Origin of the sequence: Sphingomonas yabuuchiae, from assembly GCF_001477495.1 — a bacterium.
Taxonomy (GTDB): Bacteria; Pseudomonadota; Alphaproteobacteria; order Sphingomonadales; family Sphingomonadaceae; genus Sphingomonas; species Sphingomonas yabuuchiae_A.
The window spans coordinates 192,595-205,390 of the sequence record NZ_LDTF01000007.1 but is presented as its reverse complement, the minus strand read 5'-3'; the positions used below and the strand labels follow the sequence as shown (position 1 = coordinate 205,390).

Below are 12,796 nucleotides of genomic sequence, written 5' to 3'. Positions count from 1 at the left end.
TTCCTGCCGTTGTTTTAGATATCGTATACCGTTTAGCGCGTTGCCTTGGCGCGGTCAATCGTCATTCCTCGTCGGGATAGGGCCCTTTGCCCCCTTCGGCGATGAAGCGATCGGTTCGCTGGTCGATGACCGGCAACGGGACATATCCCAGCTGCAGCATCGCATCGTGCCAGGCACGGATGTTGAACTTCGGCCCCAGCGCCTTTTCGGCCTTGGCTCGCGCCCGCTGGAAGGCGAGCTGCCCCATATAATAGGACAGCGCTTGGCCCGGCCATGCGATATAGCGATCGACCTCGGTCTCGATCTCATGGTTGGACAGGGCGGTATTGTCGCGAAGATAGGCCTGCGCCTTTTCCCGGCTCCAACCCATGGCATGGATACCCGTGTCGACGACGAGCCGCGCTGCACGCCACGCCTGATAGGACAGCATGCCGAAACGGTCATAGGGATCCTTGTAGAACCCCATTTCCTCGCCCAGCGCCTCGCAATAGAGCGCCCAGCCTTCGCCATAGGCCGACAGGTAGTTGTCGCGACGGAAGGCGGGCAGATTCTTGTTCTCGGCAGCCAGCGGCATCTGAAAGGCATGGCCCGGCGCACTTTCGTGCAGGGTCAGCGCGGGCAGCGCATAGAGCGGACGCGAGGGCAGGTCGTAGGTATTGACCAGATAGATGCCCGGCCCGCCACGCCCGGAGGTATAGAAGGGTGCCTGATCCGCAGGCACCGGCTTGATCGCAAAGCGGCTGCGCGGCAAATGGCCGATCCATTGGGCCGCGACCCCGTCAAAGCCCTTGGCGATCCAGGCCGCCTTGTCGAGAAGCTCCTGCGGCGTCTTCGCATAAAAGCGCGGGTCGGTGCGCAGGAAGGTCAGGAACGCGGGCAGGTCGCCCTGGAACTTCACCTCCTTCATCACGCCGTCCATCCGGGCGCGGATTCGCTGCATCTCGGACAGACCGATTGCATGGACCTGTTCGGGCGTCATGTCCGCGGTCACATATTCGCGGATTTTGGACCGGTAATAGGCCCGTCCGTCCGGCAGGTCATAGGCCGCCGTGCTGGCCTGTGCGCGAGGTATATAATCCTCGCGCAGGAAGGTCAGCAGCCGCTGGTGTGCGGGCAGCACGTCATTGCGGATCGCCGCCTTCGCCTCTGCCCGCAGCGCCGCAGCCGTCGCGGGAGCCATGTTCGCGGGCATGGCCTTGAACGGCTCGTAGAAGGGCTGGTCTTCGCTCACGCCGCCATCGACCACCTGCGCCACGCCGATATCTCGCCCTTTCAACGTGACGCGCGGCACGGTGAAGCCCCGCGCAAGACCCGCCCGCATGTTCGCGATCTGCTGGTCGTAATAACGCGGCATCTGGTGCAGCATGGCGATGTAATCGCGATACTGGCTTTCCTTGGTGAAGCTGCCCCGTGCCCAGCTGGCCAGATTGCCCCAGAAGCTGGTGTCGGAATTGAGCGGCTTTTCATATTCCCGGAACCGCTGCGCCGCGAGCAGCGCATCGATCTGGCCGTGATAGACCATATAGTCGGTGCGGACATTGGGGGAGAGCTTGGCCGGATCGATCGCATCCAGGGCCTTGGCGGTGGCTTCCCAGCGTGCCAGCCGTGCGGCCTGGGCCACCGGGCCGACATCGGGCAATTGCCGCGAACCCGCACTGCCGCTGTCGTCGTCGGCGGCACTCTGGCTGATCCGCCATTGATATTCGGCATCCGACAGCGCGCGAAACCGGGCGTCCGGCGTGGCGGCCGCCTTGCTTGCGGCCTGCGGCCGCCCCTTGGCCTGCGCGGCGCCGAGCGGCATCGCCGTCAAGGCCGCCCCGGCCAGAAGCCATGCGATCCGGTTCATCATGCTCATACCCCCCTTGCTCAGCCCTTCAGGGCCGTCACGTCACGATAGAGGTCGGCCGAAATCTCGACACCGTCGGCCATCGACACCTGACGCGCGGCATAGCGGCGCGCTGAGGGCAACCGCGCCCCCTGCCCCGTGATCGCAGCGAACATCGCCTCGGCCCTCTCCTGGTTTTCGGGAAGAAGATCGCCCAGAAAACCCTTGGGATCGATGGCAATAATCAACTCGCCACCCAGCGGCGAGCCGCCGCGCCCGGCATCCCAGTCGATCGACTCGCGGCTGGTCATGTCGCCGATCAGCGGTCCGGCGAGCAGCTCGACCATAGCCGCCAGGGCCGATCCCTTGTGCCCGCCAAAGGTCCGCATCGCGCCCGACAGGATCGCGGCCGGGTCGGTGGTCGGCCTGCCATCGGAATCGACGCCCCAGTCGTCGGGCACGCTCTTGCCCGCACGGCGATGAAGTTCGATCTCGCCGCGCGCGACCATGGAGGTCGCGAAGTCGAACACGAAGGGCGGCCCGTCCGGGCGCGGCCAGCCGAAGGCGATGGGATTGGTCCCGAACACCGGCTCGGCCCCGCCCGAGGGGGCGACCCAGGCATGGCTGGGCGTAAAAGCCAGTGCCACCAGCCCGGCCTCGGCCAGTTCCTCGACCTCGGGCCAGAGCGCGGCGAAATGCACGACATTGTTGAGCGCCAGCGCAGCGATGCCGTTGGCCTTGGCCTTTTCGATCAGCGCGGGCTTGCCGGTCTGAAAGGCCAGCTGCGCAAATCCGCCGCCGCCATCGACGCGGACCAGCGCGCGGGCGGGATGCGACAGTACCGGCTCGGCATCGGGGACGACCACGCCCTTTTGGATGCTGGAGACGGCGACCAGCAGGCGATAGATACCGTGCGAGGTGCATCCATCGCGCTCGCCCGCCACCATCGTCTCGGCCACCGCTTCAGCATGGGCCGGGGCCAGCCCCGCGCCCAGCAGCTTGGCCCGCGCCAGCGTGCGCAATGCGTCCAGGGTCATCCGCACGCCGCTCACGCCGTCGCCCCCGCCTTGGCCGCGAACAGCCGCATGCCGAAGATCGGCCCCGCCGAACTGCGATCATGCGGCACGATCCGCACACGTACGCCCTTCTTGCCCGCCGTCAGCGCGGGCGGCAGCGGATATTCGACGTCGAAGAAGGCGCCCGGCTTGTCATTCTCCAGATGCTGGGTCGCGACCTTCACATTGTCGACTAGAATGTCGAAGTCGCGCGCCCGCTCCTCGCCCCAATAGGTGCCTTGCAGGATCATCGGGCCGGGGCGCACCACCATGGTGAACTCGAAATAGCCCCCGGATCGCGCATCGCGTCCCTGCCGTCCGCGATAGGAGACCGGATAGGAGATGTCGGAGGTCAGCCCATGGTCACGCTCCGGCTGCATCTCGCCCAGATGCATGACATCGACCGAGCGCGCAGCGATATCGCGTGCCCGGGCCTGATCGGCCAGGAACGCCGCCTCCTGCGTCTTCCATCCCGCCTCCGTGAAGCGCTTGAAATAGACGGCGCTGCGCCGGTCATATTGGCTGTAGAAAGGCACGAAGCTCAGGTCCGCCGGGCGGAAGACGCCTGCCGTCTTATAGCGCGCGCTCGCCGGATCGGCCGGGGTGAAGCCCGCCAGCGGATTGGCGCCGACCAGCACCGGGTCGGGCGAGTCCCACTTGTCCTCGCGCCCGCCCAGATCGGCCGCCATCACCATCGGCCCGCGCAGAACCGCGACGACACTTTCGTCGCCGGGCGTCGTCTCGACTCGAAGGTCGAGCGGCAGGCGGATCGAAACGGTGTCCCCGGCCTTCCACCGCCGATCGACGACGGCATAGCCCCGCTCGAAGCGCGGCATCACGGCCTGGCCGTTAACCTCGACCTGCGCCTGCCCGTTCGCCCAGCCCGGCACACGCAGCGCCAGCGGGAAGCGACCCGCCCGGTCGAGGCGGCTGAAGCTCAACGTCGCCTGACCGTCCATCGGATAGGCAGTGTCGAGCGTCACGACCGCGCCGCGCTTCGCCCACCGGGCCTCGGCCGGGATGTAGAGATTGACGAAGAAGGTATCGCCGCCCTGCCAGAAGATGGACTCGCCATGCTTGGCATGCGCCTCCATCCCCGACCCGACGCAACACCAGAAGGCATCGTCCTTGTCGGTCGAAAACTCGCGGGCCACCCCGCTCATCAGCGGCGTCATATAGGTGAAGCCGCCATTTTGCGGATGCTGCGCGGCCATCGCATGGTTGAGATGCGCGCGCTCATAATAGTCGAAATAGCGCCCGTCCGGCTGCCAGCCATAGAGATGCCGGGTCAGCTTCATCATGTTATAGGTGTTGCAATGCTCGCACGTCTGGTCGGTGACGTGCCGCGCGATCGTATCGGGCTCGGAGAAATATTCGCGGTCGGCATTGCCGCCGATGACATAGCTGTGATGCCCGGTGACGGTTTCCCAAAAGAAGCTGGCCCCCTTGGCCGGATCGGGCTTCCCGGTGATCTCATGGATACGTGCCAGCCCGATCAGCTTGGGCACCTGCGTATTGGCGTGGAAATTCGCCAGCTTGTCCTCACCCGCGACCAGAGGATCGAGCACCTTGCGGTCATAAATCCGCTCGGCCAAGGCCAGCCACTGACGATCGCCGGTCCGCTGGTAAAGCTCGGCATAGCTTTCGTTCAGCCCGCCATATTCGCACCCCAGCACCGTCTGCATCTGCGCATCGTCGAGCGCCGCGAAGACGCGTGCGAAATAGCCGCCCAGCTTGACCGCCACGTCCAGCGCCTGCGCATTGCCCCAACCGCCATGCACGTCGAGCAGTCCGGCGAACAGCTTGTGCACCGTGTAGAGCGGCGACCAGGAACCGTTCAGGTCGAACCCGCCCGACTTGATCTTGCCCGCCATGATTTCGGGAAAGATTTCCTCGCCATCGACCACCTTGCCGTCGGCCCGCTTGCGCCCCAGCGCGCCGACATAGCCGGTGCCGCGCTTGGCCTGAGCCTCCGCCAGTTCGGCGACGATATAGTCGGCGCGGCGTCGCATCTCGGTATCGCCGGTCTGCTGCCAAGTCAGGACCAGCGCCGACATGTAATGGCCCAGCGTGTGCCCTGCGATCGTGTCGCTTTCCCAGCCGCCATAGATCGCCGCCTTGGGTTCCAGACCGGCATAAGCGCGGAAATTGTGGAGCAGGCGGTCGGGGCTCAGGCGATAGAGATAGCGGCGATTGGTCTCGACGGCGGTCGCATAGACCGAAGGGCGCAACCGCACCGCCGAGAGCGGCAATGGCTCTGCCTTGTCCGGAAGGATCGACGGTGCAGCCCCCACCGCGCGGGTCGCCATTCCCATCAACGCGACGCCTGCCGCCCCCTGCATCCATTCGCGCCTGCTCGACCGCAGCATCTTGCTCTCCCGGTAATACTGTATACCAATATAGCCAGAACGGGAGGGGGGTCAATTGCGATGGTCCCGCAGAGGAGCTTCCCGAGATCAGGGATTTTATCGTCATGCGCCAAAGCCTTATCCGCCTTTTGCCGGTCACGCTGGCCGTGCTTTCGATCGCTGCGAGTGCGCATGAGGCGGGTGTCACTGACGCCCGAAAGGCCGCCAGTACCCCGCAAAAGTCTGCGAGTTCCCGGTTTCGGGTTGGCGCGTTCCAGCTGATCCTCGACCCCGTCAGCCAGACCGCGCGCGGCCTTTCGCCGGTTTCGACGCCGGACTTCGACTTCCTGCCGATCGGTCGCGCCAAGGAGCGCAACGGCAATGGCTACAACCATCTGGGCGACATCCATCTGCGCCTGCGCCAGGCCGGGGGGGCTTGGCAGGATTTTTCGTCCGCGCGCGAACGTCGGCCGGTGCGGGCGCTGCCCACCCGCGGCCCGGTACTGGCGGCGGCGGATATCGGCGCGTCGATGGGCACCGGTCTGCCGCTGCGTATCGTGCGCGAGTGGGTGAACGACAAGGGCACCCCGACACTGCGCTTCACGCTGACCAACACCTCCGGCGCGCCGGTCGAGGTCGGCGGGCTCGGCCTGCCGATGGTGTTCGACAACATCATTTCCGACCGCACGCTGGAACAGGCTCATTCACAGGCGAGCTTCGCCGATCCCTATATCGGTCGCGATGCGGGCTATGTTCAGGTCACGCGGCTGAACGGCGCAGGTCCCGCCCTGCTCGTCTTGCCCGAACGCGCCACCCCACTGGAGGCCTATGTGCCGATCCCGACCGTGCGCGAGACCAAGGGCCAGGCCGTCATCTCGGAAGCCAGCCCCCGCGCGCAGACCTCGGAAGGCTTTTACGACTGGACCATCGCGAGCGCCGCCTATGCCCAGACCGACTGGGCCAAGGCGGGTGCGCCGTGGAACGAGCCGACCAGCTTCACGCTCGCGCCCGGCCAGAGCCGCAAGATCGGCCTGCACCTCGTCACCGCGCCCAGCATCCGCGCGATCGAACCCACGCTGACGGCGCAGGGACGCCCCGTCGTGGTCGGCGTGCCGGGCTATGTCGTGCCGACCGATCTAGACGCGGCGCTGTTCGTACGCTCGCCGTCCGCCATTACCGGCATCACCAGCTATCCGGCGGGGGCGCTGGACGTGACGACGGTGCCCGGCAAGCCGGGCTGGACGCGCCTCTCGGTGCGCGGCCGCCAATGGGGCCGGGCGCGCCTGACCCTGACCTATGCCGATGGTCAGGTGCAAACCGTCCAGTATTTCGTCACCAAGCCGCTTGAACAGACCATGGCCGATCTGGGCCGCTTCTCGACGACGAAACAATGGTTCGAGGGCAAGGGCGATCCGTTCGGCCGTTCCCCCGCCATCCTGACCTACGATCGCGAAGCGGATCGCATCGTCACCACCGACCCGCGCGTGTGGATTTCGGGGATGAGCGACGAGGGCGGCGCGGGCAGCTGGGTCGCCGCCGTCATGAAGCAGCTCGACAATCCCGATGCCGCGGAAATCGCGCGGATCGAGGAGCTGGTCGACAGGACGATCGTCGGGCGACTTCAGGTGCCGAGCGGCCCACATGCCGGCGGCGTGAAGAAGAGCCTGTTCTATTACGACCCGGCTGCCTTCCCAGACCTCTACAAGCCCGAGACGGACTGGAAGAGCTGGACCTCGTGGAAGAAGGACCAGGCCGACGATCTCGGCCGTGCGTACAATTACCCGCATGTCGCGGCGGGGCATTGGGCATTGTACCGGATCGCGCGCAACCATGCCGGGCTGACCCGGGTGCATGACTGGTCATGGTATCTCGACCATGCCTATCAGACCATCGTCGCGATGATGCGTGACGCACCCCATTATGCGCAGTTCGGGCTGATGGAGGGCGACGTCTTCGTCGATATCCTGACCGACCTGAAGCGCGAGGGTTGGACCGACAAGGCGGCCGAGGTCGAACGCCTGATGAAGGGCCGCGCGGATCATTGGCGCACCCTGCAATATCCATTCGGCAGCGAAATGGCATGGGACTCGACCGGCCAGGCCGAGGTCTATGCCTGGATGCGCTATTTCGGTTACGGCCCGCAGGCCGAGGTCACGCGTGAAGTGATCCTGGGCTATGATCCGTCCATCCCGCACTGGGGCTATAACGGCAATGCCCGGCGCTATTGGGACTTCCTGTATGGCGGGAAATATCCCCGGCTGGAGCGGCAAATCCATCACTATGGATCGACGCTGAACGCCATTCCGCTGTTCGACTCGTTCCGCCGCAATCCCGCCGACATGCATCTGCTGCGTGTCGCCTATGGCGGCTTGCTGGGGGGCATCACCAATATCGACCGGAACGGCGCATCCTCCGCCGCCTTTCACAGCTGGCCCGACCGGATGGAGTGGGATCCGTATAGCGGCGATTACGGCATGGGCTTTTTCGGCCATGCCTATGCCGCGGCCACCTATGTGGTGAACGATCCTGCGCTGGGCTGGCTGTCCTATGGCGGCAACCTTTCGCAGAAGGACGGCCAGGTGCATGTCGAGCCGCATGACGGTGCACGTGCGCGGGTTTTCGTCGCCCCGGCGGGGCTATGGCTGACGCTGGAGGCGGGGAAATTCAAGGCCGTCGATTATGACCCGGCGACCGGCGCGGTTCGCCTGACCCTCGATCCCGCCACCCCTGATACGCCCGCTGCTCGCTTGTTCGTCGAGACGACGACGCCCGACGGCCGTTCCTATCGTCCCGAGCGGGGAATGTTCGAGCGGGGCGGCTATACCGTGCCGTTGTCGGGCACGGCATCCGAACTGCGACTGTCCGCCAGATAGGCGGCGAGCTGGCGGACGAGCGGCCCATCGGCGGGCGGCATGGGCCAGGCTTGCATCTCGGCAGGCCGACACCAGGTCAGCCCGTCCGCCTCCAGCGCGACCGGCGTGCCCGACCAGGATCGGATGACGTAAAGCAGCAGGAGCAGATGGCGGCCGGGCAATGGCTCGGTCGCGAAGCCCGCCGGTTCCAACGCTTCTGGCGCGACCGTGATCGCCAGCTCCTCGTGCAGTTCGCGGACCAGCGCCGCCTCGGGAGTCTCACCGAGCTCCAGCTTGCCGCCCGGAAACTCCCACAGCCCCGCCAGCGCCTTGCCCTCCGGGCGCTGCTGCAACAGGACGCGGCCATCCCCATCGACCAGCGCGGCGGCAACGACGGGAAACAGGACGGGCGTATTGAGGCTGTCGATCATTTCTTAACCTAAGGCGCTTATAGGGCGGGCGTCATGGGAGTGCGTGCGATCACGAAGATGCTGCAACGCCTGCTGTCCGATACGCGCGGCGCGTCGGCGGTGGAATATGGGTTGATCGTGGCGGCCGTGATGCTGGTCATGATCGTCGGCCTGTCCCAATTCGGCCTCAGCCTGGAAAATCTCGGCAACCGTATCGCCACCGAACTGAACCTCGCAAACCATTAAATTTCATTCGAAAATGGCCGCCTTCAAACCTTTTTAACTGTTGCCCCGGTAAAGCGCCGGAAGCTGAACCGGCGCTCCGGCTCAGCCGGGTGATCGATCAAGACAGGACTGAACGGAGACCGGAATGAAGACGTTTCGCAAGATGCTGAAGAACAATAAGGGCGCGACGGCCATCGAATATGGCCTGATCGCGGCCCTGATCGCGGTTGCGGCTATCGGCGCGATGAAGACCGTCGGCACCTCGCTGAGCGGCACCTTCAACAATATCTCGACCAAGGTGGCGAACCCGTCGAACTAAAATCCGACTGGCGGGCGGCGTTCGATCGTCGCCCGTAACGGATTTCAGGATATTGAGGGGGCGGGTCGATCCATTCGGCCCGCCCCTTTTCTTTTGCGGCCGTTACAGCCGTCCCATTGCCAGGAACTTAGCGGCTCGACCGCGCTTCAATTCGTCGCGGCCGAGACCGTTCAGCTCGCCCAACGCCTTTTCGACCGAGTCGCCCAGATTGGCGATCGCGCCCGCATGATCGCGGTGCGCGCCGCCCACCGGCTCTGGCACGATCGTGTCGATTACGCCGAAATGCTTCAGGTCCTGCGCGGTGACGCGCATCGCCTCAGCGGCGTCCGATGCCTTATCGGCGGTGCGCCACAGGATCGAAGCGCAACCTTCTGGGCTGATGACCGAATAGACCGCGTGCTCGAACATCAGCACCCGGTTGCCTGCCGCCAGCGCCACCGCGCCGCCCGAGCCGCCCTCGCCCACGATCGCCGAGACGACCGGCACGCCCGCCGCCAGGCAGGCCTCGGTCGAGCGCGCAATGGCTTCGGCCTGGCCGCGCTCTTCGGCCTGGATACCGGGGAACGCGCCAGAGGTGTCGACCAGCGTCACGATCGGCAGGCCGAACCGGTCGGCCAGTTCGACCAGGCGAATCGCCTTGCGATACCCCTCCGGCTTGCCCATGCCGAAATTGTGCCGCAGGCGGCTGGCGGTATCCTCGCCCTTTTCATGGCCCAGCACCATGACGCGCTGGCCGCGAAACTGCGCGAAGCCGCCCATGATCGCCTGGTCGTCACCGAATGCACGGTCGCCTGCCAGCGGCACGAACTCGTCGAACAGCCCGGCGACATAATGCTTGAAGTGCGGACGCTGCGGATGGCGCGCGACCTGCGTCTTCTGCCACGGGGTCAGCTTGGTGAAGGTATCGCGCAGCAGCTTGTCGGATTTGGCCTGGAGCTTGGCGATCTCCGCGCCGATATCGACCGTCCCTTCGGCGGTCGTGTCGCGCAGCTCGTCGATCCGGCTCTGAAGCTCGGCGATCGGTTTCTCGAAATCGAGGAAGGTCGTTGACATGGCGCTATCGCCTAAGGGCGCTTGTCCCGAAAATCAACGAGCGGGTGTTTCGCATTGACGAGTTCGACGAGTCGGCTCGCCTCGACATGGGTGTAGATTTCGGTCGTGGCGATGTCGGCATGGCCCAGCATCGCCTGCACCGCGCGCAGATCGGCCCCGCCGCCCAGCAGATGGGTGGCAAAGGCATGGCGCAGGACATGCGGGCTGACCCGATCAGGTGGAATGCCCGCCTCCGCCGCCAGCGCCTTGATTAGCTGATAGAGCCGGATACGGGTCAGGTGCTTCTTGCCGCCGGGAAAGAGCCAGGGCTTGTCGGCCGGAACATGCACCCGCCACGCCGCCACAGCCGCACGCGCCTGGTCCGAGATCGGCACCATCCGCTCGACACCGCCCTTGCCCTTCAGGATCAGAAAAGGGCGGTCCGGATGGACGGCATTGCGCGGCAGGGCGACCAGTTCGCTCGCGCGCAAGCCCGAGCCATAGAGCAGTTCGACCAGTGCCGCGAGCCGCAGATCGTTTGCGCTGGGATGCGCGGCGCCCGTGCGCTCGGCGATGGCGGCGAACAGCCGATCGATATCGGCATGGCTGAGTATCTTGGGCAACGCCCGCCGCTGGCCCGGACGGGGCAGCACCGAAGAGGGATCATCGGCGCGCAGCCCCTCCTCATGCAGAAAGGCATAGAAACGCCGCAGCGCCGCCGCCTTGCGCGCCACGGTGGCATTGGCCAGCGACGCCCAGCCATCGGCCAGCCACTGGAGCGCGCCCTCATCGGCCTCGCTCAATCCGTCCATCGCCTCGGCGGCAAGGCGCAGGTCGGAGCGATAGGCCGCCAGCGTATTGCCCGCCGCGCCAGCCTCCGCCGCCATCATCTCCAGAAAGCGGTCGACCAGCGCGGCGTCGTGCATCTTCATGTTCGGGCGATCGCCTCCGCCGCGATCATCCGTGCCTCGCTATCCAACCCGACCGCGCGCAATGCCTCGACGATGCGATACAGCGCCTGGGGCGGCACGCCGCGCCAATCGCCGGTCTGCATCCCGACCGCGCAGAGCAGGACGACCATGCCCGTCTGCTCGTCCGCCACCGCCTGATCGAGCGCTTCGGTCCAGGCATTGCGCTGGCCGACCCGCACGTCGAGCGCCTCGGCGCCCTTCTCGATATCGGTGCGCGACAGCCGCCCGAGCCCGGCCAGTCCGGCAAAGAACATACGCTGTTTCAGGGCGTCGGCGCTGTAGTTGGAGACCCGGTCGTACGCCAGCTGGCCTTGCCGGTCGGGATCGCTCAACTCGATCATCGCCCAGGCGTCGCTGTTCTGCTTCGCGACATCGCGCCAGCGCGCCGCGCTGCGATCCAGCCCCGCCGACAGCATCGAGGCGACCAGCCGGTCGGCCTCGCGCCCGTCGCTCGTCACCGGCAACCGCGCGGCGGCGCGGGCGGTCAGGATCAGTCGGCCATAGGGGGTAGGCGTATCATCGCCCCAGAGCGAGAGCATCGCCGACAGCCGCTGTCCCTCGTCCCCGGCGGCATAGGCGTTGCGCAGATCGTTGCCGATCGCCGACTGCGCCCGGCTCGCCTGATCGTCATCGCTCAGCCCGGAATAGAAATCGACCAGCGCGGCGTTGGAGAGAACGCCCAGCGTCGCCGCCTGATCGACCACGCCTGCCCGCTCGATCGCGGGCACCGATGCCGAGGTCGCCAGCCAGCCGCGCACCTGCGGCCCGACATAGGAAAGATAATCCGGCGGTACCGTCACGCCCGTCGCCGTGGCCAGGCCGAACCGCCAGACCGTGAGGCGGTCTGCCCCGCCCCAATCGACGCTGACCGCCTTGCGTGCGGATCCTGCGCCCATCAGCTTTTCGGCGAGTTTCAGGTCGAAGTCGTCGGCGACCCGCTGACGGCGCATCTGGCGAACCGTCGCGGTGGCGCGTGCGCCATCCCCCGTCAGCGCTGCGCACCAGCCTTGCGCCAGTCGATAACCGCCCAGTCGCGTCACCGCACTGCCGCGATCGGCCAGCGGGCACAGCCCCGCCGGATCGCTGGAGGCGAGCAGCGCGTTCATCGCGACCTGATAGAGTTTGGGCGTGTAGTTGGCCGGATCGACCGACTGGACGACCGCCCGCGCCACCTGCGCCTCGCCCATGCGCAGCAGCAGCCAGGCCCGCTCGGCCGCGAAGTCCGCGCCGTTCACGCCGCGCGGCGTTTCCATATGCGTCGCCAGGGCGCGGCGCAGCAGGATCGAGGTCCAGCGCGACGGCAGGGGCGCGGACAGGCGCCGCATCAGCGTCTCGGCAACGCGGCCATCGGCACCGGCAAAGATGGTCTGGTCCAGCGCCCCTTCGCGCGGCCCCGCCGGACCGACCACCGCCAGCGAACGCCGCGCCGAAGCGGGCAGCTCATATTCCGCCAGCGTCGCCGCATCCATGGTGGGCGTCGGCGAGGGCGTCGGCGTCGGAACCGGGGTCGCCAGCGTGTCCAGCAGCGCGCCCACGGCATCGGCGGGCGTCGGCGCAGGCGTCGGCGTGGGCAGGGCAGTCGCGCCGGGGGTCGAGCCCGTGGCCGGGCGCGGCGTCGACCGGGGGGTCGGCCGGGCGCTGGGCTGTGCGGCGGGCTGGCCGAAGCCGGGGGGCAGCAGCGATTCGGGACGATCCTGCGCCGCCGCGATCGCGGCGGCCCCGACCATCAGCAGGGCGACGGCCCTGGGCAGGTGGCGGA

General features: G+C 66.7%; 10 protein-coding genes. 3 read left to right on the top strand and 7 right to left on the bottom strand.

Annotation, left to right across the window (positions count from 1 at the left end):
- Positions 1-61: 61 nt before the first annotated feature.
- The 3 genes from NS355_RS02170 to NS355_RS02160 are packed head-to-tail and all read right to left on the bottom strand — an operon-like array spanning position 62 to position 5,249.
- Complete coding sequence (locus NS355_RS02170; protein WP_167345383.1) at positions 62-1,849, bottom strand: DUF885 family protein; 1,788 nt, start codon at positions 1,847-1,849, stop codon at positions 62-64.
- A gap of 17 nt (positions 1,850-1,866) precedes the next feature.
- Positions 1,867-2,862 carry an Ldh family oxidoreductase gene (locus tag NS355_RS02165; protein ID WP_058744290.1) on the bottom strand — a complete coding sequence of 332 codons (996 nt, stop codon included), beginning with the start codon at positions 2,860-2,862 and terminating at the stop codon, positions 1,867-1,869.
- A gap of 11 nt (positions 2,863-2,873) precedes the next feature.
- Positions 2,874-5,249, bottom strand: a complete 2,376-nt coding sequence (locus NS355_RS02160) for a glycoside hydrolase family 127 protein (protein WP_244489520.1) — start codon at positions 5,247-5,249, stop codon at positions 2,874-2,876.
- 104 nt (positions 5,250-5,353) lie between these two features.
- Here NS355_RS02160 and NS355_RS02155 point away from each other — a divergent pair, with 104 nt between their 5' ends.
- Positions 5,354-8,101: a DUF5695 domain-containing protein gene (locus NS355_RS02155; RefSeq protein WP_058744151.1), complete on the top strand. Its 2,748-nt coding sequence runs from the start codon at positions 5,354-5,356 to the stop codon at positions 8,099-8,101.
- Here the strand turns inward: NS355_RS02155 and NS355_RS02150 are convergent.
- Positions 8,047-8,511 carry a (deoxy)nucleoside triphosphate pyrophosphohydrolase gene (locus NS355_RS02150; protein ID WP_058744150.1) on the bottom strand — a complete coding sequence of 155 codons (465 nt, stop codon included), beginning with the start codon at positions 8,509-8,511 and terminating at the stop codon, positions 8,047-8,049. The two genes, NS355_RS02155 and NS355_RS02150, sit on opposite strands and share 55 nt — an antisense overlap.
- Before the next feature lie 33 nt (positions 8,512-8,544).
- Between NS355_RS02150 and NS355_RS02145 the strand changes: the two genes are divergently transcribed.
- Positions 8,545-8,736, top strand: a complete 192-nt coding sequence (locus NS355_RS02145; protein ID WP_058744149.1) for a Flp family type IVb pilin — start codon at positions 8,545-8,547, stop codon at positions 8,734-8,736.
- A 124-nt stretch (positions 8,737-8,860) separates the two neighbouring features.
- Entirely contained in the window at positions 8,861-9,034 is a 174-nt protein-coding gene (locus tag NS355_RS02140; protein WP_058744148.1) for a Flp family type IVb pilin, read from the top strand.
- 102 nt (positions 9,035-9,136) lie between these two features.
- Here the strand turns inward: NS355_RS02140 and NS355_RS02135 are convergent, their stop codons facing one another.
- From NS355_RS02135 to NS355_RS19380, 3 genes are read right to left on the bottom strand one after another with little or no spacing between them, the layout of a single operon-like run.
- On the bottom strand, positions 9,137-10,087 hold the full coding sequence (locus NS355_RS02135) for an acetyl-CoA carboxylase carboxyltransferase subunit alpha (protein ID WP_058744147.1): 951 nt from the start codon (positions 10,085-10,087) through the stop codon (positions 9,137-9,139).
- A gap of 11 nt (positions 10,088-10,098) precedes the next feature.
- Positions 10,099-10,998: a tyrosine recombinase gene (locus tag NS355_RS02130; RefSeq protein ID WP_058744146.1), complete on the bottom strand. Its 900-nt coding sequence runs from the start codon at positions 10,996-10,998 to the stop codon at positions 10,099-10,101.
- Positions 10,995-12,764: a hypothetical protein gene (locus NS355_RS19380; RefSeq protein ID WP_430726989.1), complete on the bottom strand. Its 1,770-nt coding sequence runs from the start codon at positions 12,762-12,764 to the stop codon at positions 10,995-10,997. Before NS355_RS19380 ends, NS355_RS02130 begins: the two co-directional genes overlap by 4 nt.
- Between the last annotated feature and the right edge of the window lie 32 nt (positions 12,765-12,796).

What these genes read in the sequence shown, in the direction of transcription:
- NS355_RS02170 (WP_167345383.1), bottom strand. Translation starts at nt 1,849, where the DNA reads ATGATGAACCGGATCGCATGGCTTCTGGCCGGGGCGGCCTTGACGGCG.
- NS355_RS02165 (WP_058744290.1), bottom strand. Translation starts at nt 2,862, where the DNA reads ATGACCCTGGACGCATTGCGCACGCTGGCGCGGGCCAAGCTGCTGGGC.
- NS355_RS02160 (WP_244489520.1), bottom strand. Translation starts at nt 5,249, where the DNA reads ATGCTGCGGTCGAGCAGGCGCGAATGGATGCAGGGGGCGGCAGGCGTC.
- NS355_RS02155 (WP_058744151.1), top strand. Translation starts at nt 5,354, where the DNA reads ATGCGCCAAAGCCTTATCCGCCTTTTGCCGGTCACGCTGGCCGTGCTT.
- NS355_RS02150 (WP_058744150.1), bottom strand. Translation starts at nt 8,511, where the DNA reads ATGATCGACAGCCTCAATACGCCCGTCCTGTTTCCCGTCGTTGCCGCC.
- NS355_RS02145 (WP_058744149.1), top strand. Translation starts at nt 8,545, where the DNA reads ATGGGAGTGCGTGCGATCACGAAGATGCTGCAACGCCTGCTGTCCGAT.
- NS355_RS02140 (WP_058744148.1), top strand. Translation starts at nt 8,861, where the DNA reads ATGAAGACGTTTCGCAAGATGCTGAAGAACAATAAGGGCGCGACGGCC.
- NS355_RS02135 (WP_058744147.1), bottom strand. Translation starts at nt 10,087, where the DNA reads ATGTCAACGACCTTCCTCGATTTCGAGAAACCGATCGCCGAGCTTCAG.
- NS355_RS02130 (WP_058744146.1), bottom strand. Translation starts at nt 10,998, where the DNA reads ATGAAGATGCACGACGCCGCGCTGGTCGACCGCTTTCTGGAGATGATG.
- NS355_RS19380 (WP_430726989.1), bottom strand. Translation starts at nt 12,764, where the DNA reads ATGGTCGGGGCCGCCGCGATCGCGGCGGCGCAGGATCGTCCCGAATCG.